Here is a 21,418-nt window from a genome sequence, read left to right on the forward strand (position 1 = left end):
CATGGAAACCGAACAATATTTAGACATGTTTTTGGACGAAAGCCGGGAACATTTGCAGCTCATGAATGACGGACTGTTGGCGCTCGAAAAACAACCTTCTGACCTCCAAGTCGTTCAGGAAATTTTTCGCGGTGCCCACACATTGAAAGGCATGTCGGCCTCAATGGGGTTCACGGACATGGCGGAATTGACGCACAAGCTGGAGAATGTATTGGATGCCGTTCGCAACTTAGAACTGCCAGTAACGACCGAAGTGATCGACATTTTGTTGGAAGGCGCCGACCGGCTCGAATTGATGACGGATGATTTGTCGTCAGGCGGGGACGGGAGTTTGGAAGTTGCCGGGACGGTGGAAAAACTAAACCGTCTATTGGAGGGGGAAAGCGGCGCGGAGGCTTCTGCGGCCGGAAGCGGGGACAGCGAAACGTTCGCGATTGACCAATACAAAGAAGCCGTCATTCGTCAATCACAGGACGAAGGATTTTCCGCATTTGTCGTTCGCGTCGTTTTGAATGAAGACTGCATGTTGAAAGCAGCACGCAGCGTCATGGTGTTTCAAGTGCTGGAAAACATCGGAGAAATCGTCCATGCGTCACCTTCGGTTGAGCAAATCGAGGAGGAGGCGTTCGACCAAGCTTTTTCGGTTTTGCTGCTTACACAACAAGAGAAAGAAACGATCGAAAGTCACATTATGAACGTTTCGGAAATCGAAAACGTCGAAATCAGCGACTGGGTGCCGGCACAATCGGCGAACGAAGCGGCTGTGAAATCCGAAAGCGACAAGCCGAGTGGAGCGAATCAAACGAATTCACCGTCAAAACGAGCGAAAGCGAACGATGCCGGCCGCCGGACGGCAAGCAAAACGATTCGGGTCAACATCGAACGGTTGGATCAATTGATGAATTTGTTCGAAGAACTCGTGATCGACAAAAGCCGTCTGCAGCGATTGGCAAAAGAAATCAAAAACCATGAGTTGACCGAGGTTGTCGAAAGAATGACCCGCATTTCGGGGAACATGCAGGAAATGATCTTGGCGTTGCGAATGGTTCCGATCGATCAAGTGTTCGGCCGATTTCCGAAAATGGTCAGAGATTTGTCGAAAGACTTAAACAAAAAAATTCGATTCCACGTCACCGGTGCCGAAACGGAATTGGACCGTACCGTCGTTGATGAAATCGGCGATCCGCTCATCCATTTGCTGCGCAACTCGTTGGATCACGGCATCGAATCCCCGGAAGCGCGCGTGAAAAAAGGAAAGTCGGAGGAAGGCACGATTGAGATTCATGCGTATTACAGCGGAAATCACGTGTTGATTGAAATCAAGGACGACGGGGCGGGCATTAATCGCGAAGCGGTTTTGAAAAAGGCGGTCGAAAACGGCGTCGTCGGTAAAGAAGAAGCCGAGGAGCTGAACGACAAGCAAGTGTACGAGCTGTTGTTCGCCTCGGGATTCAGTACCGCCGAAAAGATTTCCGATCTCTCCGGGCGCGGGGTCGGGCTTGATGTCGTCAAGAACAAGATCGAGTCGTTAAGCGGGAGAGTGGATGTCGATTCCGAGCCGGACAAGGGGACGACGTTTACGATCCAACTGCCGCTTACCTTGTCGATCATTCCAGTCATGCTTGTCCAAGTCGGCGCGGAAATTTATGCCGTTCCGCTTTCATCGATCGTCGAGATCGCCGTCATCGGGAAAGACGACGTTTACGATCCACATCATCACAAAATGGTTCACTATCGCGGCAAAATGATTCCGCTGTTGACGCTGAGAGAGCAATTTCAAGTGGAGGAAGACGATCCAACTGCCGATACGTATCCGATTGTCATCGTGCGCAAAGGCGAAAAGTTCGCCGCCTTGCAAGTCGATGCTTTCATCGGCCATCAAGAAGTGGTGTTGAAGTCTCTCGGTGATTATTTCACACAAATTCCCGGAATTTCCGGCGCCACAATTCTCGGCAACGGAGAGGCAGCTTTGATCATTGATTGCAATACATTGATCCCTTGACCGAATGACCGTGGAACGCTCGTTTGCAGAAATACAGTTACATACAGTTTGGAATTCGGCAAGTGAGCTGTTTTGAAACATTCCCATGCTTTCGGATTGCGAGATGTTTTGAGGGTTTCAGCTTGTTCGACAGCACTTTCCAGTCATATCGACTAATAAAGGAGGACATCATCCGATGACAACAGCGGTAAAATCGATTGTTTTTCAGTTGAACGACGAAGAGTATGGTGTGGAAATCCATCAAGTGCGCTCCATTGAGAAAATGCAGCCCGTCACGAGAGTTCCGAGAGCTCCCGGATTTGTGGCAGGGGTGATTAATTTGCGCGGCGTCGTCACGCCTGTCATCGATTTGCGAAAACGCTTCGACTTCGAAAAACTTGAAGAAACGGAAGAAACGCGAATGGTGATCGTGCACGTCGATGATATAGAGGTCGGATTGATCGTTGACGCCGCCAACGACGTCATCGACATTCCCGCCGATGCGATTGAGCCGCCTGACGACCTGGTCGGCGGCGTCAAGGCGGAATATTTGCGCGGCGTGGCAAAAATCGATAACCGGCTGCTCATTATGCTCAATTTGCGTAAGGTGCTTAATCCAGGAGAAATCGAAGAACTGCGTTCTTTTGAGGAAGAAGAACATGGAACTGCCTAGCGGCATCAGCTGGCGCCATCTTGATATATTGAAAGAAATCGGGAACATCGGCGCCGGCCATGCGGCAACTGCGTTAGCGAAGTTGTTGAAGAAAAAAATCGAATTGGAAGTCCCGGACGCCGGAGTCGTGACGTTGAACGAAATGTGCGAACATGCCGGCGGGGCGGAAACAGTGCTTACAACCATTTTTTTGCGAATCCGCGGGGACGTTCCAGGAAGTCTTTTTATCCTGTTCGCCGAATCGGAAGCACAGCATCTTGTCAAATGCTTGATTGGCTGCGGAAAAGACGAAGCTTTGGAACGATCGGTTTTGATGGAAACGGGAAACATTTTGGCGGGATCGTTTTTGTCCGCGCTTTCGGACTTTACCGGTTTGAGTTTGCAGCCGACGCCGCCGACGCTCATCACTGACATGGCGGGCGCCGTTCTCGTCAGCGGATTGGCAGAGGCTTCTCATTTTGGAGAACGGGCCATAATGATGGAGACGGCATTCACCCAATGGGCGGAGATGACAGGGCAATTTTTATACGTTCCGGATCCAGATGCTTTTGCGACGCTCTTTCAAGCATTGGGGGTCGACAACCGTGACGAATAATGTCGGGAGTATTGTCAGCGTCGGGATTGCGGGCATTCATGTTGTTTCGGCTCCGCTTATTCTTCGTACCGTTGGTCTCGGTTCATGCGTCGGGCTTGTCCTGTTCGACTCCACGATAAAAGCCGCCGCGATGGCGCATATTATGCTTCCCGATTCGTCGATTGCGAGAGGAACGGTCGAAAAACCGGGAAAATTCGCAGACACGGCGGTCGCCGAACTCGTAAAAATGTTGACGAGAAAAGGGGCGGATGTGAAACGGTTGAAGGCAAAAATGGCAGGCGGGGCGATGATGTTTTCGTTCACGACGATGAAGGAAGCGGCCGCCATCGGAAAACGTAACGTCGAAGCGATCGAAGCGCAGCTGAACAAGTACGGCATTAGAAAGGTTTCTGCGAAAGTCGGCGGAAACAAGGGGAGAACCGTTGAATTTGACGTTGAAAGCGAAATAATGCGGGTTCGCACCGTCAATGAAGGTGTTGTTGAGATTTAAGGGGGATCCGAATGGTTGATTCAATGAAAACGGAAGAAAAAATCCATTGGAAAAAGTGGATTGAAAACAAAGACCCCGAGGCGGGCGAACAATTGCTTCAATTGTATATGCCGCTCGTCAGTTATCACGTTCAGCGCATCGCCGTCGGGCTTCCGCGCGGAATCGATTCGGAAGAACTCCGCAGCCATGCGATGATCGGCCTTTATGACGCTTTAAACAAATTCGATGCCTCAAGGGATTTGAAGTTCGACACGTATGCGTCCTTCCGGATTCGCGGGGCGATTCTCGACGGTTTGCGAAAAGAGGACTGGATGCCGCGTTCCTTGCGGGAAAAAATTAGAAGAATCGAAAACGCGATTGAAGACTTGCAACAGCGGCACTTGCGGCCGGTGACGGCACAAGAAGTAGCCGAAGAAGTCGGTCTCGACGAGGAAGAAGTCGCGGCACTTCAGTCGGAAAGCTTTTTTTCGAACATCTTGTCAATGGACGAGGATACCGGCAGGGAAGAAGGTCCGGCTCACATTTTAATCGAAGACAAACGAGCGCGATTGCCGGAAAAAGAAGTAATCAAGGAAGAAACTTTACATCATTTAACGGAAATCATCCGAGGGTTGAACGAAAAAGAACAGCTCGTCGTCAGCTTATTTTACTATGAAGAGTTGACCTTGACGGAGATCGGAAAAGTTCTCGGCCTTTCCACTTCAAGAATTTCGCAAATCCATTCGAAAGCGTTGTTCCGTCTCCAGCAAGCCATGATACAATCGAACATACATAAGTCAGAGTGGTATGAAGAGGGATAAAAAATGGTTTCGTTCTTATTGTTTATTAGTTTTGTTTTGCATGCCTGCGCCTTTTTCTGGATCTTTCAACTGAAAAAGGAACGAGCAAGCGCTTCGGAAATGGAAAATCTGCTCGCTTTGTATATGGAAGAGATGAAGCAAGAAAATACAAGACTCATCGGTCTTCTCGAAGAAAAAGCGGAACAAGCGGACGACGCCCGGCCGCAGGTTGCGGAAACAACGGAAGTCTCTGAAACGGAGACGGATTTGTCGAAACCTGAACCGGAGAAGGCGGCGACACCCGGCGGGGCAATAGCAGGAAAAAGCGTCGAACCCCCTTACGAACCGTCGTTTGAAGCGAAGGTGCTTGCGCTGTCCAAACAAGGCTTGAACCATGAACAAATTGCGAAACAACTCGGACGCGGCAAAGGCGAAGTCGAGTTGTTGCTGCGTTTGCTGAAATGAGTCGTTCCGTTTGAGATCGATCAGTGGAAAACTTGTCACCGGAAGGCGATTATGGTATATTAACTGACGGTGCTTATCACACACGTCTGCCGATTTTCGCGAGGGTGCCGCGGTGCGGTGTCGCGAAAAAGAGACGCGGGCGGAGGAAAAAAACCAAAGGAGGAAACAAGATGGCAGTCATTTCTATGAAGCAGCTGCTTGAGGCCGGCGTACATTTCGGCCACCAGACACGCCGTTGGAATCCGAAAATGAAACGTTACATTTTCACGGAAAGAAACGGCATTTACATTATCGACTTGCAAAAGACGGTGAAAAAAGTCGAGGAAGCTTTCAACTACGTGAAAGAACTCACGGCTGAAGGCGGAAAAGTCTTGTTCGTCGGAACGAAGAAACAAGCGCAGCATTCCGTGAAAGAGGAAGCTGAACGCGCGGGCATGTTCTACGTGAACCACCGCTGGCTCGGCGGAACGTTGACGAACTTCGATACCATTCGCAAAAGAATTAAACGTTTGAAAGATCTCGAGAAAATGGAAGAGGACGGCACATTTGAAGTGTTGCCGAAAAAAGAAGTCGTTTTGCTTAGAAAAGAAAAAGATCGCCTTGAAAAGTTTCTCGGCGGCATAAAAGAGATGAACCGCCTTCCGGACGCGGTGTTCATCATCGATCCGCGCAAGGAACGCATCGCGATCGCAGAAGCACGCAAACTGAACATTCCGATCATCGCGATCGTCGACACGAATTGCGATCCGGACGAAGTCGATTATGTCATCCCCGGTAACGATGACGCCATTCGCGCGGTTAAGTTGTTAACTTCGAAAATGGCGGATGCCGCACTTGAAGCGAATCAGGGCGAAGAAACGACCGCGTAAATCGAGACCGGAAGCTGCGGATTGAATCGTCTGTTCGATCCGGAGTACTTCAGTGACGGCAGAGAGATTGATAAATTTAAAGGATTGATAACCAGGAAGGGTGATGAAGGGGAATTAGTGAAAACCCTTTGTCATCCTTTTTTAAACGGCAGATTTCGAAACCGCAGGAAGTTCATCGTAAATCGAATGTATCGGATACTGACAAATGGTACAACATTGTGAACATGGTAAATTGAATGTATCAGGCTCTGACGAATGGTACAATCACTATGAACAAGCGTTCATGGTAAATAGAATGAGGAGGGCTCAACAACGCATCGTCGAGTAGACGGTGTTAGACCAACCGGAAACTTATGCTTCGCTGGCTCGGCGATGGGTTGGTCGTACAAGGCTCTGACGAATGGTACAATCACTATGAACAAGCGTTCATAGTAAATAGAATGAGGAGGGAACACCAATGGCAGTAACGGCAAAAATGGTAAAAGAACTGCGCGAGAAAACGGGCGCCGGCATGATGGATTGCAAAAAGGCGCTGACTGAAACGAATGGAGACTTGGAGAAAGCCATCGATTTTCTCCGTGAAAAGGGCATATCGAAGGCGGCCAAGAAAGCGGACCGCATTGCCGCGGAAGGGTTGGCTTACATTAAGGCGGAAGGAGATTCCGCTGTGATTGTCGAGGTCAATTCGGAAACGGATTTCGTTGCGAAAAACGATAATTTCAAGGCATTGATCGAAACGGTTGCGGGGCAATTGCTGAAGGCGCGCCCGCGCACGGTCGAAGAAGCTCTTTCACAAGATGTAGAAGGCGGCGAAGGGACCGTTCAAGATTTGCTCAATAACGCAATCGCGAAAATCGGCGAAAAAATCTCCTTGCGTCGTTTTCAAATCGTCGACAAAGACTCCGGGGATTCTTTTGGCGAGTATTTGCACATGGGCGGCTCGATCGCGGCTTTAACCGTGCTTGAAGGAACCGGAAAAGAGGATACGGCGAGAGACGTCGCGATGCACGTGGCTGCTATCAATCCGCGCTACTTGTCCCGCGAACAAGTCGTTCAGGAAGAAGTTGATCAAGAGCGGGAAACGCTGAAAGCACAGGCGTTGAATGAAGGAAAACCCGAACATATTGTCGAAAAAATGGTGGAAGGCCGTCTGAACAAATGGTTTGAAGAAATTTGCCTGCTTGACCAGCCTTTCGTAAAAGATCCCGATCAAAAGGTCGGTAAATACGTAAAGGCCAATGGATCTGCCGTAAAATCTTTCGCCCGTTATGCTGTAGGGGAAGGGATCGAAAAACGGGAAGAAAATTTTGCGGAAGAAGTACAATCGCAAATAAGAAAATAACGGGAAGGGGACACATCGTGTTCCCTTTTTCCGAACGAATCCATAAGTTACTTCAATCATACTTCAAGCATGGAGGTCAATATGTCGGAACCGAAGTATCGTCGCGTGGTGTTGAAATTAAGCGGAGAAGCCTTAGCAGGTGAAAATCGTTACGGGATCGAACCGGCGGTCATCCAATCGATTGCCGAACAAGTGAAGGACATCGTCGACCTCGGCGTGGAAGTGGCCATCGTCGTCGGCGCCGGCAATATTTGGCGCGGAAAAACGGGCAGCGAAATGGGCATGGATCGCGCCACAGCCGATTATATGGGAATGTTGGCGACGGTGATGAACGCGATGGCCTTGCAAGACAGTTTGGAGAATATCGCTGTCGAAACGCGTGTGCAAACATCGATTGAAATGCGCCAAGTTGCCGAACCGTACATTCGCCGTAAAGCGATTCGTCATCTAGAAAAGAAACGCGTTGTGATTTTTGCTGCCGGAACGGGCAATCCGTATTTCACCACAGATACGACGGCTGCCTTGCGCGCAGCCGAAATCGAGGCGGAAGTGATCTTGATGGCGAAAAACAACGTTGATGGCGTTTATAACGCTGATCCTTCCGTTGACGAAAACGCAACGAAGTATCAAACGTTGTCCTATTTGGATGTTTTGAAAAAACAACTTGCGGTCATGGATTCAACGGCATCATCGTTGTGCATGGATAACGACATTCCGCTTGTCGTGTTCTCGATTATGGAGAACGGCAACATTCGCCGGGCTGTGCTGGGAGAATCCATCGGAACCGTCGTAAAGGGGAAATAAGCAAATGTCGAATGAAGTGATCAAGAACGCAAAAGAAAAGATGGAAAAAGCGGTGGCCGCATACCGCCGTGAATTGGCGACCGTGCGTGCCGGCAGAGCCACTCCGTCGTTGCTCGACAAAGTTACCGTCGATTATTACGGAGCGGTTACTCCGTTGAACCAGCTGGCGAGCGTGACAGCTCCCGAAGCTCGTTTGCTCGTCATTCAACCGTATGACAAATCGATTCTCGGTGATATTGAAAAAGCCATTTTGAAAGCGGATCTCGGACTTTCTCCTTCCAACGACGGCGACTTGATTCGCATCTCGATTCCGCAATTGAACGAAGAGAGGCGCCAAGAACTCGTCAAAGTCGTGAGAAAGTATGCCGAGGAAGCCAAGGTCGCTGTGCGCAATGTACGGCGCGACGCCAATGACGAACTTAAGAAAGAACAAAAGAATGGTGATCTCACCGAAGACGAACTTCGCCGCGAGACGGACGACGTTCAGAAGATTACCGACGACCACATTGCGACCGTCGACCGATTGACTGCCGAAAAAGAAAAAGAAATGATGGAAGTGTAACGGGATTGGCGATACAATAGACGTAAAAGCCCTCCATATTTGTGCGAGGGCTTTTCGTCAGACAATGGGGGAAATCGGATGCTGGGGAAATTTTCGATGAAAAGCGGAGGTTCCGATCGTTCGGAATCGCTCGATCCGTTGAACGTGCCAAAACATATTGCCATTATTATGGATGGCAACGGGAGATGGGCAAAAAAACGCGGACTGCCAAGGGTGGCCGGTCACCGCGAAGGCATGAAAGTCGTTCGCAACACGGTGATCCGATGCAGCCAACTTGGTGTCGAGGCATTGACGCTGTATGCTTTCTCAACGGAAAATTGGAAACGCCCGCGCCCGGAAATCGATTTTCTCATGAAACTTCCCGGCAAATTTTTAACTACGTATTTGCCTGAACTCGTCGAAGAAAATGTGCAAGTCCGCACAATGGGAAGCCGGGAAAAGCTGCCGAACCATACACAAAAAGCGGTGGAGCAGGCCATCGAACAAACAAAAGACAACACCGGTCTCATCTTGAATTTTGCCTTGAACTACGGCAGCCGATTCGAAATTGTCGAAGCGGTCAAAGCGCTTTCCAAAGATGTGAAAACCGGCAAAGTCGTGATTGACGATATCGATGAGGCATTAATGTCCGCATACATGTTTTCTCCTTCGCTCGGCGATCCGGATTTGCTCATTCGCACGAGCGGCGAGATTCGCTTGAGCAATTTTATGCTTTGGCAATTGGCGTATACGGAACTTTGGTTCACAAACGTGTTATGGCCGGATTTCAAAGAAGAACAGCTCCACGAAGCGATTGCTGAATACCAAAAACGCGGAAGGCGATTCGGCAGCGTATGATCGGTTTTCCCTATCGGAAAGGAGGATGCCTTTTTGAAACAACGCTTTGTGACCGGCACGTTGGCCGGCATCTTTTTCTTGCTTGCTGCCCTGTGGGGCGGTCCCTTTTTTACGACGGTTGTCACCTTGCTGGCCGGCGTCGGTTTTTGGGAGTTTTTGCGGATGAAACATTTCAGCCTCCTTTCCGTTCCCGGGGTGGTCGGTGTTGCGGCGATCTTGCTGCTCGTCCCGGTTTCGCTTTCTCTTCCCGTTGAACCGGTTCACGTGTTGCTGCTCCTGTTTGTGCTGTTACTGTTTTACACCGTTTGGTCGCAAAACGACTTTACTTTCGACGACGCGGCGTTTGTTTTTCTGGCGATTTTCTACGTCGGCTTCGGTTTTCATTATATGCTCCTTATCCGGTTTGAAGATCACGGATTCCGTGCCTTGCTTTTCGTCTTGCTGTTAATCTGGTCTTCGGACAGCGGGGCCTATTTTTGCGGAAGCGCGTTTGGCAAGAGGAAACTGCTGCCGTCGATCAGCCCGAAAAAAACGGTGGAAGGCGCCGTCGGCGGCATTTGCGCAGCTGTCATCGTCGCAATTGGGTTTCAATTGCTTTTTCCGGTGGCGGACGGATGGTCTCAATCGCTATTCGCTGCAGTCGTCATTTCTGTTCTCGGTCAATTCGGCGATTTGATCGAGTCCGCTTTCAAACGCCATTACGGCGTGAAGGATTCGGGAACGTTGCTGCCCGGACACGGCGGGATTCTTGACCGGTGCGACAGTTGGTTGATCGTACTGCCGGTCGTTTATTTGCTGAATGTCGTATAACAAGGATGGGGTCGTTTTATGAAAAAAATCAGTTTGCTCGGTGCAACGGGGTCGATCGGCCGTCAAACGCTTGACGTCATCGCTTCACACCGGGAAACTTTCGCCCTTGCCGCGATGGCTTTTGGAAAAAACGTGGCATCGGCGCTTGAGATTATACATACGTTTCAACCAAAGCTCGTTTGTGCCGAAACGAAAGAAGTTCATGATGCTCTGCTCGCTCACGTGCCGGCGGGGGTGAAGGTCGTATTCGGCAGGGAAGGACTCATTGAAGTCGCCACCTTTGACGATGCCGACTTCGTCTTAAACGCGTTATTAGGAAGCGTTGGGCTCGAGTCGACTCTTGCGGCGATCGAGGCCGGGAAAACGCTCGGTTTTGCCAATAAAGAAACGCTCGTGACGGCCGGTCATCTTGTCACCGCAGCCGCCGACAGACGGGGCGTTGCGATTCTTCCCGTCGACAGCGAGCATTCGGCGATTTTTCAATGTTTGCGCGGCGAAAACAAAAGGGATGCGGCAAAGTTGATCTTGACGGCATCGGGTGGAAGTTTTCGCGACAAAACGCGCGAACAGTTGCAAGGGGTAACGGTCGATGAAGCGCTCAACCACCCGAACTGGTCGATGGGCGCGAAGATTACCATCGATTCGGCGACGATGATGAATAAAGGGCTTGAAGTGATTGAAGCGCATTGGCTGTTCAACATGCCATATGAACGAATCGACGTCCTCTTGCACCGGGAGAGCATTGTTCATTCGTTAGTGGAATTTACCGACACGAGCGTTCTCGCCCAGCTCGGAATGCCGGACATGAGAGTGCCGATTCAATATGCTTTGTCGTATCCGAACAGGCTTGAATTGAACGGAGCAAAAAGGTTAAACTTATGGGAAACAGGCACGCTTCATTTTGAAAAGTGCGATTTTCGCCGCTTTCGCTGTCTCGCGTTCGCGTATGAGGCCGGGAAAACGGGGGGAACGGCGACGACGGTTTTGAACGCCGCCAATGAAGAGGCTGTACAGTTATTTTTAAATGGACAAATCGAGTTTTTGCAGATCGAATCGATGATCGAAAAGGCACTGTCGCGGCACGAGACCGTCCAGCGGCCGGATTTGGAAACGATCGTAGCTGTTGACCGAGAGACGCGCGATTTCGTCAGGACAGTTGTTTAACAAAAAAAGGTGGGTCTTCAATGGAAACGTTTATTGCGATAGTCATTATTTTCGGGTTGCTGATCTCGATTCACGAATTGGGCCACCTGATTATGGCGAAACGAGCAGGCATTTTGTGCAGGGAGTTTGCCATCGGATTCGGACCGAAGCTTTTTTCGATTCGTAAAAACGAAACGATTTACACGATTCGGTTGTTGCCCATCGGCGGTTTCGTGCGCATGGCCGGAGAAGACCCGGAGACGATCGAACTGAAACCGGGTCAACGCGTCGGTCTTACCTTCAATCGCGAGGGAGAAGTCGATCGGATCATCGTCAATCATCAATCGAAGCATCCGGACGCTCGTTTCGTCACCGTGGAGACGTCCGATTTGGAACGCGATTTGTTCATTCGCGGAATGGAAAGCGAAGACGGATCCATCGAAACCTTCCGCGTCCATGAAAAGGCGGATTTCATCATCGACGAACAAGCGGTGCAAATCGCGCCGCTTCACAGGCAGTTCGCATCAAAACCGGTATGGGACCGCGTTTTGGCCATTTTTGCAGGACCATTCATGAATTTCTTCCTCGCGTTTTTGCTTTTTGTTATCTATGCTCTGATTAACGGCATCCCGACACATGAAGCAAAGCTCGGCAAACTGATCCCGAATCAGCCGGCGATCGAATCGGGCTTGCACCAAGGCGACCGAGTATTGGCGGTCAACGGCAATCCGGTCAATTCTTGGAGAGAACTTGTCACCGTCATTCAAAACCATCCGGGAGAAAGCCTCGTTTTTAAAATTAAACGCGGGGATACTGTTAAAAAAATTTCCGTTACGCCGCGGGCGCAAAAAATGAACAACGGCGAAGTGGAAGGCAAAATTGGTGCTTATGAAGCGATGAGATATTCGTTTATCGGTTCGTTTCACTATGGGTTGGTGAAAACCGCGCAGTGGTCGACCGTCATTTTCGATGCCGTCGGCAAGCTCGTTACTGGACAGATCGGTTTGAACAGCTTGTCGGGACCGGTAGGTATCTACAATTATACGGGCGTCGTCGCGCAAAACAGCGGAATTTCCGGTTTGATGCAATGGGCGGCCGCGTTAAGCATCAACATCGGTATTTTTAATTTATTGCCGCTCCCCGCTCTCGACGGTGGAAGGTTGTTGTTCCTTTTCTTCGAAGCGCTGCGCGGCAAACCGGTCGATCCGCAAAAGGAATCGCTCATGCATTTGGTCGGCTTCGCCTTTTTGCTGTTGCTCATGATCGTGGTCACTTGGAACGACATTCATCAATTTTTTCTTAATCAATAAATGAAAAATAGGCTACAGCGGACCGCCGATTCGTTGGTCGGCGTCGTCCGCTGAATTTCTTGGACAGAGGTGCGGAAAATGAGACAAAATCAAGCGTTTGTTCCCACTTTGCGAGACGTGCCCTCCGATGCGGAAGCCGCGAGTCACCGGCTTTTGTTGCGTGCGGGTTTTATTCGTCAAAATGCTGCGGGCATCTATTCTTTCTTGCCGCTCGGAAAACGAGTGTTGGACAAAGTCCAACAGATTGTGAGAGAGGAAATGGACCGTGCGGGGGCGCAAGAGTTGCTCATGCCGGCGATTCAGCCTGCCGAACTATGGCATGAAACCGGGCGGTGGGAGTTGTACGGACCTGAATTGATGCGATTGCGCGACCGCCATGAACGTGAGTTTGCGCTTGGCGCCACCGGCGAAGAATTGATTACGAGTTTGGCTCGCGAAGTGAATTCATATAAAAGATTGCCGATGACGCTTTACCAAATCCAAACGAAATACCGTGACGAGAAACGGCCTCGTTTTGGTCTGCTCCGCGGCAGGGAATTTCTCATGAAAGATGCGTACTCGTTTAATACGAGCATCGAAAGTCTTGACGAAAGTTATCAGCAAATGTATGAAGCTTATGAAAAAGTATTTACCCGCTGCGGCTTGCGTTTCCGCGCGGTGCTTGCCGATTCCGGAGAAATGGGCGGGAAGGACACGCAGGAATTCATGGCATTAGCGGAGATCGGCGAAGACACGATCGCCTATTCAGATGCATCTTCGTATGCGTCGAACGTTGAGATGGCGGAAGTGATCGATTTTTACGAAAAAAGCGATGAACCTGAACGTGAACGGGGAAAAATCGACCGGACAACCTTCGAAAACGCCCCTGCGTCGAAACGGTTGCAGTCGCGGCTGTATGCTGTGGATGACCGTTACGTTCTCGTCGTTCTGCGCGGAGATCATTCGTTAAATGAGGTTAAATTTAGAAACGCCTTGTCGGCTCGAAAAATTGAACTTGTCGACGACAAAACCGTTGAAGCGTTGTTCAACTGCGACACGGATGCACTCGGACCCTTCCATATCCCTGATGATGTGAAAGTGACGGCCGATTATGCAGTACGTCATCTCGTCAACGGATTCAGCGGGGCGGGCGAAACCGATACTTATTACGAAAATGTTAATCCAGAAAGGGATTTTTCCGTCGAAGCGTTTTATGATTTGCGCGAAATTCAAGAAGGGGATCCTTCTCCGGACGGAAAAGGGACCATCCGTTTTGCCCGCGGAATCGAAGTCGGACAAATTTTCAAACTCGGAACGTTTTACAGCGAAACGATGAACGCCCATTATTTGGATGAAAACGGAAAGGCGTGTCCAATGATCATGGGTTGTTACGGAATCGGCGTTTCTCGTACGGTGGCGGCGATTGTCGAGCAGCATCACGATGAGGACGGCATGATTTGGCCGCTTGCGGTTGCACCTTACCAACTGCATCTAATCGCCGTGAACATGAAAAACGACGCACAGGCAGAAACCGCAGAACGTTTGTACGAAACGTTGAACAAAAGCTATGAGGTGTTGTTCGACGACAGGAAAGAACGAGCAGGCGTGAAATTCGCGGATGCAGATTTGATCGGATTGCCGGTTCGGATCACCGTCGGAAAGAAGGCGGCGGAAGGAATCGTCGAACTGAAAGTGAGAGCGACCGGAGAAGTGCGGGAAGTCCGCGCGGACGAAATTGAAACGGTGTTGCCGGAACTGCTGAAATCGTTGGCCGGCGAGTAATTGAGTTACCGGAGGGGGGAAAGACGGTGGAGCGAGAGGGATTGGAAAAGACGAAAAAATTTCAAGTGCTTCTCGAACAGTTGGAAGTTCCAGCTGAACTGATCGAACGTCATTTTCAAGGGGCGGCACTAGAGAAGCTGATCGTCGACACGAACGAACGCGGCTGGCACTTTTGCTTCTCCTTGCCCGCCCCTTTGCCGTATAACGTGCACGAATGGATGAAGGCTCGGCTCGAAGAAAAATTTGCGAACATCGCGTCGGTATCCTTTTCGGTTCAAGCGCAAAAATGTGTGATTGACGAGAAAATGCTCGCCGACTACTGGCCGCATTGCGTAGAAGCTTTGTCCGGTTTGTCGGAATCGTTATCGGCGGTTTTGAAAAACCAACAACCCCGCTTTGCCGATGGGAAATTGCGGCTCGAAGCCCGCAATGAAACGGAAGCGGTCGTCTTCAAAAAGAAATTGGCCGATCGAATCGCCGGCGCCTACGAAACGTTCGGCATCAGTGGATTGAAGATCGCCTTTCAAGTGCAAGAAAGCGAGAAAGATTACGAAAAGTTTTTGGAACAAAAACAAGAAGAAGACCGGACGAAAGTGACGGAAGCGGTCATCCAAAAAGAAAAAGCCGTGCAAAAGAAGACAGCCGATGTGACGGGAGCGGACGGGCCGGTCGCGGTCGGGTATACGATCAAGGATGCGCCTGTGCAAATTCAAACGATTACGGAAGAAGAGCGGAAGATTACCGTGCAAGGGTACGTGTTTGAAGCGGAAACACGCGAATTGCGGAGCGGCCGGTTGCTGTTGACGGTGAAATTGACCGATTACAGCGATTCACTCATGGTGAAGATGTTTTCCCGCAAAGACGAAGATATTCCGAAGATGAAAGCGGTAAAGCAAGGCATTTGGTTGAAGGCGCGCGGAAGCATTCAGCATGACACGTTCGTTCGCGATCTCGTCATGATTGCCAACGATTTGCAGGAAGTGCCGTCGGTCGTCAGAACCGACGATGCGCCTGAAGGGGAAAAGCGTGTCGAATTACATATGCACACACCGATGAGTCAAATGGATGCGGTCACGTCTACGGCTCGGCTTGTGGAACAAGCAGCGAAATGGGGCCACGAAGCGGTTGCCATTACCGACCACGGTGTCGTCCAATCTTATCCGGAAGCGTACGCAGCCGGAAACAAGCACGGCATTAAAGTGTTGTACGGGCTTGAAGCGAACCTAGTCGACGACGGTGTACCGATTGCCTACAATGGAGCACATCGGAAATTGCTTGGTGAAACGTATGTCGTGTTTGACGTGGAAACGACCGGTTTGTCGGCCGTGTATGATAAAATCATCGAACTTGCGGCGGTGAAAGTGAAAAACGGCGAGATCATCGACCGCTTTGAGCGGTTTGCCAACCCGCACCATGCATTGTCACAAACGACGATTGAGCTCACCGGAATTACCGACGACATGGTTGAAAATGCGCCGGAAATCGAAGAAGTGCTGCGCGATTTTCATGCGTTTACCGGAGACGATGTCCTTGTTGCCCATAACGCGAGCTTTGACATGGGCTTTTTGAACGTCGGCTACAAACAAATCGGCTATGGAAAAGCGAAAAATCCGGTCGTCGATACGCTGGAACTCGGAAGATTTTTATATACCGATTTAAAAAATCATCGGCTGGATACGCTTTGTAAAAAATTCAACATCGAATTAACCCAGCATCACCGGGCGATTTACGATGCGGAAGCGACCGGACATTTGGTTTGGAAAATGGTGCTCGACGCGAAAGAACAAGGAATCATTTTTCACGATCAGCTGAACGAAAAACGCGGGAAAGGCGAATTTCGCCGTGTGCGTCCGATGCATTGCACATTGCTGGCACAAACACAGCAAGGTTTGCGGAACCTGTACAAGCTCGTGTCGATCGCGCATCTCGATTATTTTCACCGCGTGCCGCGGATTCCGCGTTCCGAACTTGAAAAGTACCGGGAAGGCTTGCTTGTCGGTTCCGGATGCAGCGAAGGCGAGCTGTTTACCGCTGTCATGCAAAAATCGTTAGACGAAGCCGAAGAAGTCGCGGAATTTTACGATTATATCGAAGTTCATCCGCCGGTCGTCTACGAACGGCTCATCGAAACGGATTTGATTCATAACGAAAATGCGCTTCGCGACATTTTAAAGAAATTGGTTCAACTCGGCGAAAAATTGGACAAACCGGTCGTTGCCACCGGAAACGTGCATTATCTTGATCCGAATGACCACATTTACCGAAAAATCTTGGTTGCTTCTCAAGGCGGCGCCAATCCGCTCAATCGGCTGAACCGACTGCCGCAAGTGCACTTTCGCACGACGACGGAAATGCTTGAGGCGTTCGCTTTTCTCGGCGAAGAAAAGGCGAAAGAAATTGTCGTCACGAATCCGCAGCAAATCGCCAACAGCATCGGTGAAGTCAAGCCGGTCAAAGATGACTTGTATACACCGAACATCGAAGGCGCTGACGAGGAAGTCCGCCGGAAAAGTTTTGAACGGGCGCGCTCGATTTACGGAGACCCGCTTCCGAAACTCGTCGAACAGAGGCTCGAAAAAGAGTTGGAAAGCATTATCGGAAACGGCTTTGCGGTCATTTACTTGATTTCCCACAAGCTCGTCAAGAAATCATTGGAGGACGGCTATCTCGTTGGTTCCCGCGGCTCGGTCGGCTCCTCTTTTACCGCAACGATGCTCGAAATTACCGAGGTCAATCCACTGCCTCCGCATTACGTTTGCCCGGAATGCAAGCATTCCGAGTTTATTGAAGACGGTTCGATCGGCTCTGGTTTTGACCTTCGAGACGCCGATTGTCCAAAGTGCGGGGCGCACTACGTGAAAAACGGCCACGACATACCGTTTGAAACGTTCCTTGGTTTTAAAGGTGATAAAGTTCCTGATATCGATTTGAACTTCTCTGGTGAATATCAACCGCGTGCCCATAACTATACGAAGGAATTATTCGGGGAAGACAAAGTGTACCGAGCCGGTACGATCGGAACTGTTGCCAATAAGACGGCGTACGGGTTTGTCCGCGGGTACGAAAACGACAATGGCTTTCATTTCCGGTCAGCGGAAATCGATCGACTGACCGCTGGCTGCACCGGGGTAAAACGAACGACCGGACAGCATCCGGGCGGCATCATCGTCGTTCCCGACGACATGGATATTTACGATTTTACACCGATCCAATATCCGGCAGACGATCGCAACTCCGAGTGGCGGACGACACACTTTGATTTCCACTCGATTCACGACAACTTGTTGAAACTCGATATTCTCGGACACGATGATCCGACGATGATCCGTATGCTGCAAGATTTAAGCGGCATCGATCCGAAGACAATTCCGACCGACGACGAAGGCGTCATGAGCTTGTTCAGCGGCACCGAATCCATCGGCGTCACAGAGGATCAAATCATGTGTAAAACGGGAACACTCGGCATTCCCGAATTCGGCACCCGTTTCGTGCGGCAAATGCTTGAAGAAACGAAACCGTCGACGTTCTCGGAGCTCGTGCAAATTTCGGGACTCTCCCATGGAACCGACGTATGGCTCAACAATGCGAGCGATTTAATTGCCGACGGTACGTGCGAGCTGAAAGACGTCATCGGCTGCCGTGACGACATCATGGTTTATCTCATGTATAAAGGACTCGAACCGTCCTTGGCGTTTAAAATTATGGAATTCGTCCGGAAAGGACGCGGTTTGCAAGACGAATGGATTGAAGCAATGAAGGCCAACGGTGTGCCGGATTGGTACATTGAATCTTGTAAAAAGATTAAGTACATGTTCCCGAAAGCTCACGCCGCTGCCTACGTGCTGATGGCCGTTCGGATTGCTTATTTCAAAGTGCATCATCCGATTTGGTTTTACGCCGCTTATTTTACCGTACGCGCCGGCGACTTCGATTTGGCGACGATGGTGCGCGGATCCAGCGCGATCCGCTCGAAAATCGAAGACATTCAAAAGAAAGGCCTCGACGCTTCGCCGAAAGAAAAAAGTTTGCTCACTGTGCTTGAACTCGCTTTGGAAATGTGTGAACGCGGCATGTCCTTCCAAAAGGTCGATTTGTACCGGTCGCAAGCAGCTGAATTTATCGTGGAAGGCGATACATTGATTCCGCCGTTCAATGCGATTGCGGGACTGGGCACGAACGCGGCTCTTAATATTGTTAAGGCGCGTGAAGACGGCGAATTTTTATCGAAAGAAGATTTGCAGCAACGAGCAAGACTTTCAAAAACGGTCGTCGAAGACCTCGACGGGCACGGATGTTTACAGAATATGCCGGATTCGAACCAGTTGTCGCTTTTCTAACACTTTCGACTTCGTGAAAACGTTCATGCTGCATGTGTACTTAAGAAACTTTGAACCCATCGGTTCAAGGCCGAGATTCGTTTTGAGTAACAGCCGGGCGGTTAGACTGACCTGTCCGACCGTGAAACTGCCTCATTTGCGGTTGTTGGACGATTATGATATTATAAGGATGGCTATACTGTGGATAACGCGCGCAAAGAGTGGGATTTTCCCACTCTTTCGTTTTCGTTTGCAGTCGATTCAACCAAGAGAAAGGAGGCCAAGGCGAACGATGGCAGAACGTGTAACGGAAACTGCGGAGCGATTGGTGGTGCCGATCCTCGAAGCGATGCAGTTGGAACTCGTCGATGTCGAGTTCGTGAAAGAAGGCAAACATTGGTACTTGCGGATTTACATTGATTCCGACGAAGGTGTCGGGCTCGATGAATGTTCCGCCGTCAGCGAACAATTGAGTGAACGGCTTGATGAGCAAGAGATCATTGACCAAGCTTACTTCCTGGAAGTTTCTTCACCCGGCGCCGAACGTCCTTTGAAAAAGGATAATGATTTCCGCGGAGCGGTAGGGAAACATGTAAGAATTACCACGTATGCGCCGATCGACGGCGCAAAAGCGTTTGAAGGAAAGCTGACGGACTTTGACGGAAATCGTTTGCAGCTGGCCGTGCAAGATAAAACGATAGAAAAACAAGTCGAAATCCCGATCGATAAAGTGGCCAGCGCGCGGCTTGCCGTTGTATTTCATTAATCAGCTTTATGTTAAAGGGGAGAATGAACCGAAATGAGCAGTGATTTGCTGGAAGCACTCACTTCCATCGAAAAAGAGAAAGGCATAAGCAAAGAAATCATTCTTGAGGCGCTCGAAGCCGCTTTGATTTCCGCTTACAAGCGAAACTTTCATCAGGCGCAAAACGTTCGCGTGCAAATCAACGAAGAAACCGGAAAAATCGAAGTTTACGCGAGAAAAGAAGTGGTCGAAGCGGTCGAAGATCACGACCAGCAGATTTCACTCGCCGAAGCGCACAAAATCAATCCGCAATATGAAATTGGTGACATCGTCGAAAAGGAAGTGACTCCGCGGGATTTCGGAAGAATTGCTGCCCAAACGGCGAAACAAGTCGTTACGCAGCGTGTGCGCGAAGCCGAAAGAGGCATCATTTATTCCGAGTTCATCGACCGTGAAGACGACATTATGACCGGAATCGTTCAACGGCAAGATCATCGCTTTATTTATGTCGACCTCGGCAGGATTGAAGCGCTGTTGCCGTCGGGAGAACAAATGCCGAACGAGACGTATCGGCAACACGACCGGATCAAAGTGTACATCACGAACGTCGAGAAGACGACGAAAGGGCCGCAGGTGATGGTATCGAGGACCCATCCGGGGTTGTTGAAGCGTCTGTTCGAACTGGAAGTGCCGGAAATTTACGAAGGCATCGTCGAAATTAAATCCATCTCGCGTGAGGCGGGGGATCGTTCGAAAATCGCCGTACACGCGGAAGATTCGGATATCGATCCGGTTGGCTCGTGCGTCGGCCACAAAGGTTCGCGCGTCCAGGCGATCGTCAATGAATTGAAAGGCGAAAAGATCGACATCGTGCGTTGGCGCGAAGATCCCGTCGAATACGTGGCTAATGCGCTCAGCCCGTCGAAAGTCATCCAAGTACGGGTGAATGAAGAGGAAAAATCGACGCAAGTGATCGTTCCCGATTACCAGCTTTCCTTGGCGATCGGAAAACGAGGGCAGAATGCGCGTCTCGCCGCGAAATTGACCGGATGGAAAATCGACATCAAAAGTGAGTCGGAAGCCGAAGAGCTCGGTTTGTTCGAGGAAGACGAAGAAACGTATCTCGAAGACGGCTATGACGAAGTTGACGATTACGAAGTGGATTCGGACGACGAGGAGTTCGAAGCGTACGATGAAGAGTACGAGGACGATGAGAATCGTCTGAACGGTGACGAATCGGAAGAAATTGCAGATGACGACGAGTTCGTCGAGGATGAAGGCGAAGATTCGGAGGAAGACGAAGAAACACCGGTTTCCGAAGAGGATAAGGCGTAAGGGGCGCAAAAACGATGAAAAGGAAAAAAACACCGTTACGCAAATGTGTCGCGACGCAGGAAATGAAACCGAAACAAGAATTGTTCCGGATCGTGCGCACGCCGGAAGGTGATGTACTGTACGATCCGAGCGGAAAGAAATCAGGCAGAGGCACGTATTTGAGCAAACAGCCGGAAGCGATCGCGAAAGCGAGAAAACAAAACATTTTGGCGAAACATTTGAAAGCCGAAGTGAAAGAGGAAGTTTACGAACAATTGCTCGAACTGGCGGAGAAGGAACAGCGCCAATGAAACAGGAGCGTTGGTTTTCTCTTCTCGGTCTCGCGTTTCGAGCGGGAAAAGTCGTTTCCGGGGAAGAAGCGGTTTTGGCAGCGGTTAGGAACAAGAAAGCTCGTTTGGTGCTCGTGGCCGGCGATGCTTCGGCGCGTTCGTTGAAGCAATGGAGAAACAAATGCGAGCATTATGAAGTTCCGGCTCGCGTCGTTGCCGACCGTTATGAGCTCGGGCGTGCGATGGGCAAGGCACATCGCGTTGTCATCGCGGTGAATGACGAAGGTTTTGCCGGAAAATTAACCGCCTTGCTTGATCAATATCGGGGGTGA

General features: G+C 50.2%; 20 protein-coding genes. All 20 read left to right on the forward strand.

The features are described from left to right. Window position 1: 1 nt before the first annotated feature. The 20 genes from VFK44_11970 to VFK44_12065 all read left to right on the forward strand — a co-directional run bounded on the left by VFK44_11970 (window position 2) and on the right by VFK44_12065 (window position 21,418). The gene (locus VFK44_11970; protein HET7629079.1) at window positions 2-2,002 is read left to right on the forward strand and encodes a chemotaxis protein CheA; all 2,001 of its coding nucleotides are present in this window, start codon (window positions 2-4) and stop codon (window positions 2,000-2,002) included. A 175-nt stretch (window positions 2,003-2,177) separates the two neighbouring features. Then, window positions 2,178-2,654, forward strand: coding sequence for a chemotaxis protein CheW (locus tag VFK44_11975; protein HET7629080.1), 477 nt, complete (start codon window positions 2,178-2,180; stop codon window positions 2,652-2,654). Beyond that, window positions 2,641-3,249, forward strand: coding sequence for a chemotaxis protein CheC (locus VFK44_11980; protein ID HET7629081.1), 609 nt, complete (start codon window positions 2,641-2,643; stop codon window positions 3,247-3,249). Before VFK44_11975 ends, VFK44_11980 begins: the two co-directional genes overlap by 14 nt. Beyond that, window positions 3,239-3,739, forward strand: coding sequence for a chemotaxis protein CheD (locus VFK44_11985; GenBank protein HET7629082.1), 501 nt, complete (start codon window positions 3,239-3,241; stop codon window positions 3,737-3,739). The genes VFK44_11980 and VFK44_11985 overlap by 11 nt, the downstream gene beginning before the upstream one ends. 11 nt (window positions 3,740-3,750) lie before the next feature. Beyond that, the gene (locus VFK44_11990; GenBank protein HET7629083.1) at window positions 3,751-4,539 is read left to right on the forward strand and encodes a FliA/WhiG family RNA polymerase sigma factor; all 789 of its coding nucleotides are present in this window, start codon (window positions 3,751-3,753) and stop codon (window positions 4,537-4,539) included. Window positions 4,540-4,542: 3 nt separating this feature from the next. After that, window positions 4,543-4,983, forward strand: coding sequence for a hypothetical protein (locus VFK44_11995; protein HET7629084.1), 441 nt, complete (start codon window positions 4,543-4,545; stop codon window positions 4,981-4,983). A gap of 170 nt (window positions 4,984-5,153) precedes the next feature. Further along, window positions 5,154-5,852 carry a 30S ribosomal protein S2 gene (gene rpsB / locus VFK44_12000; protein ID HET7629085.1) on the forward strand — a complete coding sequence of 233 codons (699 nt, stop codon included), beginning with the start codon at window positions 5,154-5,156 and terminating at the stop codon, window positions 5,850-5,852. Between the two features lie 457 nt (window positions 5,853-6,309). Further along, window positions 6,310-7,194: a translation elongation factor Ts gene (tsf, locus tag VFK44_12005; GenBank protein ID HET7629086.1), complete on the forward strand. Its 885-nt coding sequence runs from the start codon at window positions 6,310-6,312 to the stop codon at window positions 7,192-7,194. Between the two features lie 81 nt (window positions 7,195-7,275). Further along, the gene (gene pyrH, locus VFK44_12010; GenBank protein ID HET7629087.1) at window positions 7,276-7,998 is read left to right on the forward strand and encodes a UMP kinase; all 723 of its coding nucleotides are present in this window, start codon (window positions 7,276-7,278) and stop codon (window positions 7,996-7,998) included. A gap of 4 nt (window positions 7,999-8,002) precedes the next feature. After that, a complete protein-coding gene (gene frr / locus VFK44_12015; protein ID HET7629088.1) occupies window positions 8,003-8,560 on the forward strand; it encodes a ribosome recycling factor in 558 nt (185 codons plus the stop codon). A 78-nt stretch (window positions 8,561-8,638) separates the two neighbouring features. Continuing rightward, the gene (locus VFK44_12020; GenBank protein ID HET7629089.1) at window positions 8,639-9,397 is read left to right on the forward strand and encodes an isoprenyl transferase; all 759 of its coding nucleotides are present in this window, start codon (window positions 8,639-8,641) and stop codon (window positions 9,395-9,397) included. Window positions 9,398-9,430: 33 nt separating this feature from the next. Continuing rightward, complete coding sequence (locus tag VFK44_12025; GenBank protein ID HET7629090.1) at window positions 9,431-10,207, forward strand: phosphatidate cytidylyltransferase; 777 nt, start codon at window positions 9,431-9,433, stop codon at window positions 10,205-10,207. A gap of 18 nt (window positions 10,208-10,225) precedes the next feature. Then, window positions 10,226-11,371 carry a 1-deoxy-D-xylulose-5-phosphate reductoisomerase gene (gene dxr, locus VFK44_12030; GenBank protein ID HET7629091.1) on the forward strand — a complete coding sequence of 382 codons (1,146 nt, stop codon included), beginning with the start codon at window positions 10,226-10,228 and terminating at the stop codon, window positions 11,369-11,371. A 20-nt stretch (window positions 11,372-11,391) separates the two neighbouring features. Continuing rightward, on the forward strand, window positions 11,392-12,660 hold the full coding sequence (gene rseP / locus VFK44_12035; protein ID HET7629092.1) for an RIP metalloprotease RseP: 1,269 nt from the start codon (window positions 11,392-11,394) through the stop codon (window positions 12,658-12,660). Window positions 12,661-12,738: 78 nt separating this feature from the next. Then, entirely contained in the window at window positions 12,739-14,421 is a 1,683-nt protein-coding gene (locus tag VFK44_12040) for a proline--tRNA ligase (protein HET7629093.1), read from the forward strand. Between the two features lie 26 nt (window positions 14,422-14,447). Beyond that, on the forward strand, window positions 14,448-18,758 hold the full coding sequence (locus VFK44_12045; GenBank protein HET7629094.1) for a PolC-type DNA polymerase III: 4,311 nt from the start codon (window positions 14,448-14,450) through the stop codon (window positions 18,756-18,758). Between the two features lie 271 nt (window positions 18,759-19,029). Next, complete coding sequence (gene rimP / locus VFK44_12050; protein HET7629095.1) at window positions 19,030-19,503, forward strand: ribosome maturation factor RimP; 474 nt, start codon at window positions 19,030-19,032, stop codon at window positions 19,501-19,503. 33 nt (window positions 19,504-19,536) lie between these two features. Further along, window positions 19,537-20,817 carry a transcription termination factor NusA gene (gene nusA / locus VFK44_12055; GenBank protein HET7629096.1) on the forward strand — a complete coding sequence of 427 codons (1,281 nt, stop codon included), beginning with the start codon at window positions 19,537-19,539 and terminating at the stop codon, window positions 20,815-20,817. 14 nt (window positions 20,818-20,831) lie between these two features. Next, on the forward strand, window positions 20,832-21,107 hold the full coding sequence (locus VFK44_12060) for a YlxR family protein (protein ID HET7629097.1): 276 nt from the start codon (window positions 20,832-20,834) through the stop codon (window positions 21,105-21,107). Then, window positions 21,104-21,418, forward strand: coding sequence for a YlxQ family RNA-binding protein (locus VFK44_12065; protein ID HET7629098.1), 315 nt, complete (start codon window positions 21,104-21,106; stop codon window positions 21,416-21,418). The genes VFK44_12060 and VFK44_12065 overlap by 4 nt, the downstream gene beginning before the upstream one ends.

Source organism: Bacillales bacterium, assembly GCA_035700025.1.
In the GTDB taxonomy this organism is placed as follows: domain Bacteria; phylum Bacillota; class Bacilli; order Bacillales; family DASSOY01; genus DASSOY01.

Excerpts from the sequence above, each read along its gene's own strand:
- frr (HET7629088.1), top strand. The coding sequence starts at position 8,003 with ATGTCGAATGAAGTGATCAAGAACGCAAAAGAAAAGATGGAAAAAGCG.
- VFK44_11990 (HET7629083.1), top strand. The coding sequence starts at position 3,751 with ATGGTTGATTCAATGAAAACGGAAGAAAAAATCCATTGGAAAAAGTGG.
- VFK44_12040 (HET7629093.1), top strand. The coding sequence starts at position 12,739 with ATGAGACAAAATCAAGCGTTTGTTCCCACTTTGCGAGACGTGCCCTCC.
- VFK44_12020 (HET7629089.1), top strand. The coding sequence starts at position 8,639 with ATGCTGGGGAAATTTTCGATGAAAAGCGGAGGTTCCGATCGTTCGGAA.
- rseP (HET7629092.1), top strand. The coding sequence starts at position 11,392 with ATGGAAACGTTTATTGCGATAGTCATTATTTTCGGGTTGCTGATCTCG.
- tsf (HET7629086.1), top strand. The coding sequence starts at position 6,310 with ATGGCAGTAACGGCAAAAATGGTAAAAGAACTGCGCGAGAAAACGGGC.
- rpsB (HET7629085.1), top strand. The coding sequence starts at position 5,154 with ATGGCAGTCATTTCTATGAAGCAGCTGCTTGAGGCCGGCGTACATTTC.
- VFK44_12065 (HET7629098.1), top strand. The coding sequence starts at position 21,104 with ATGAAACAGGAGCGTTGGTTTTCTCTTCTCGGTCTCGCGTTTCGAGCG.
- rimP (HET7629095.1), top strand. The coding sequence starts at position 19,030 with ATGGCAGAACGTGTAACGGAAACTGCGGAGCGATTGGTGGTGCCGATC.
- VFK44_12060 (HET7629097.1), top strand. The coding sequence starts at position 20,832 with ATGAAAAGGAAAAAAACACCGTTACGCAAATGTGTCGCGACGCAGGAA.
- pyrH (HET7629087.1), top strand. The coding sequence starts at position 7,276 with ATGTCGGAACCGAAGTATCGTCGCGTGGTGTTGAAATTAAGCGGAGAA.
- dxr (HET7629091.1), top strand. The coding sequence starts at position 10,226 with ATGAAAAAAATCAGTTTGCTCGGTGCAACGGGGTCGATCGGCCGTCAA.
- VFK44_11975 (HET7629080.1), top strand. The coding sequence starts at position 2,178 with ATGACAACAGCGGTAAAATCGATTGTTTTTCAGTTGAACGACGAAGAG.
- VFK44_11970 (HET7629079.1), top strand. The coding sequence starts at position 2 with ATGGAAACCGAACAATATTTAGACATGTTTTTGGACGAAAGCCGGGAA.
- VFK44_11980 (HET7629081.1), top strand. The coding sequence starts at position 2,641 with ATGGAACTGCCTAGCGGCATCAGCTGGCGCCATCTTGATATATTGAAA.
- VFK44_11995 (HET7629084.1), top strand. The coding sequence starts at position 4,543 with ATGGTTTCGTTCTTATTGTTTATTAGTTTTGTTTTGCATGCCTGCGCC.
- nusA (HET7629096.1), top strand. The coding sequence starts at position 19,537 with ATGAGCAGTGATTTGCTGGAAGCACTCACTTCCATCGAAAAAGAGAAA.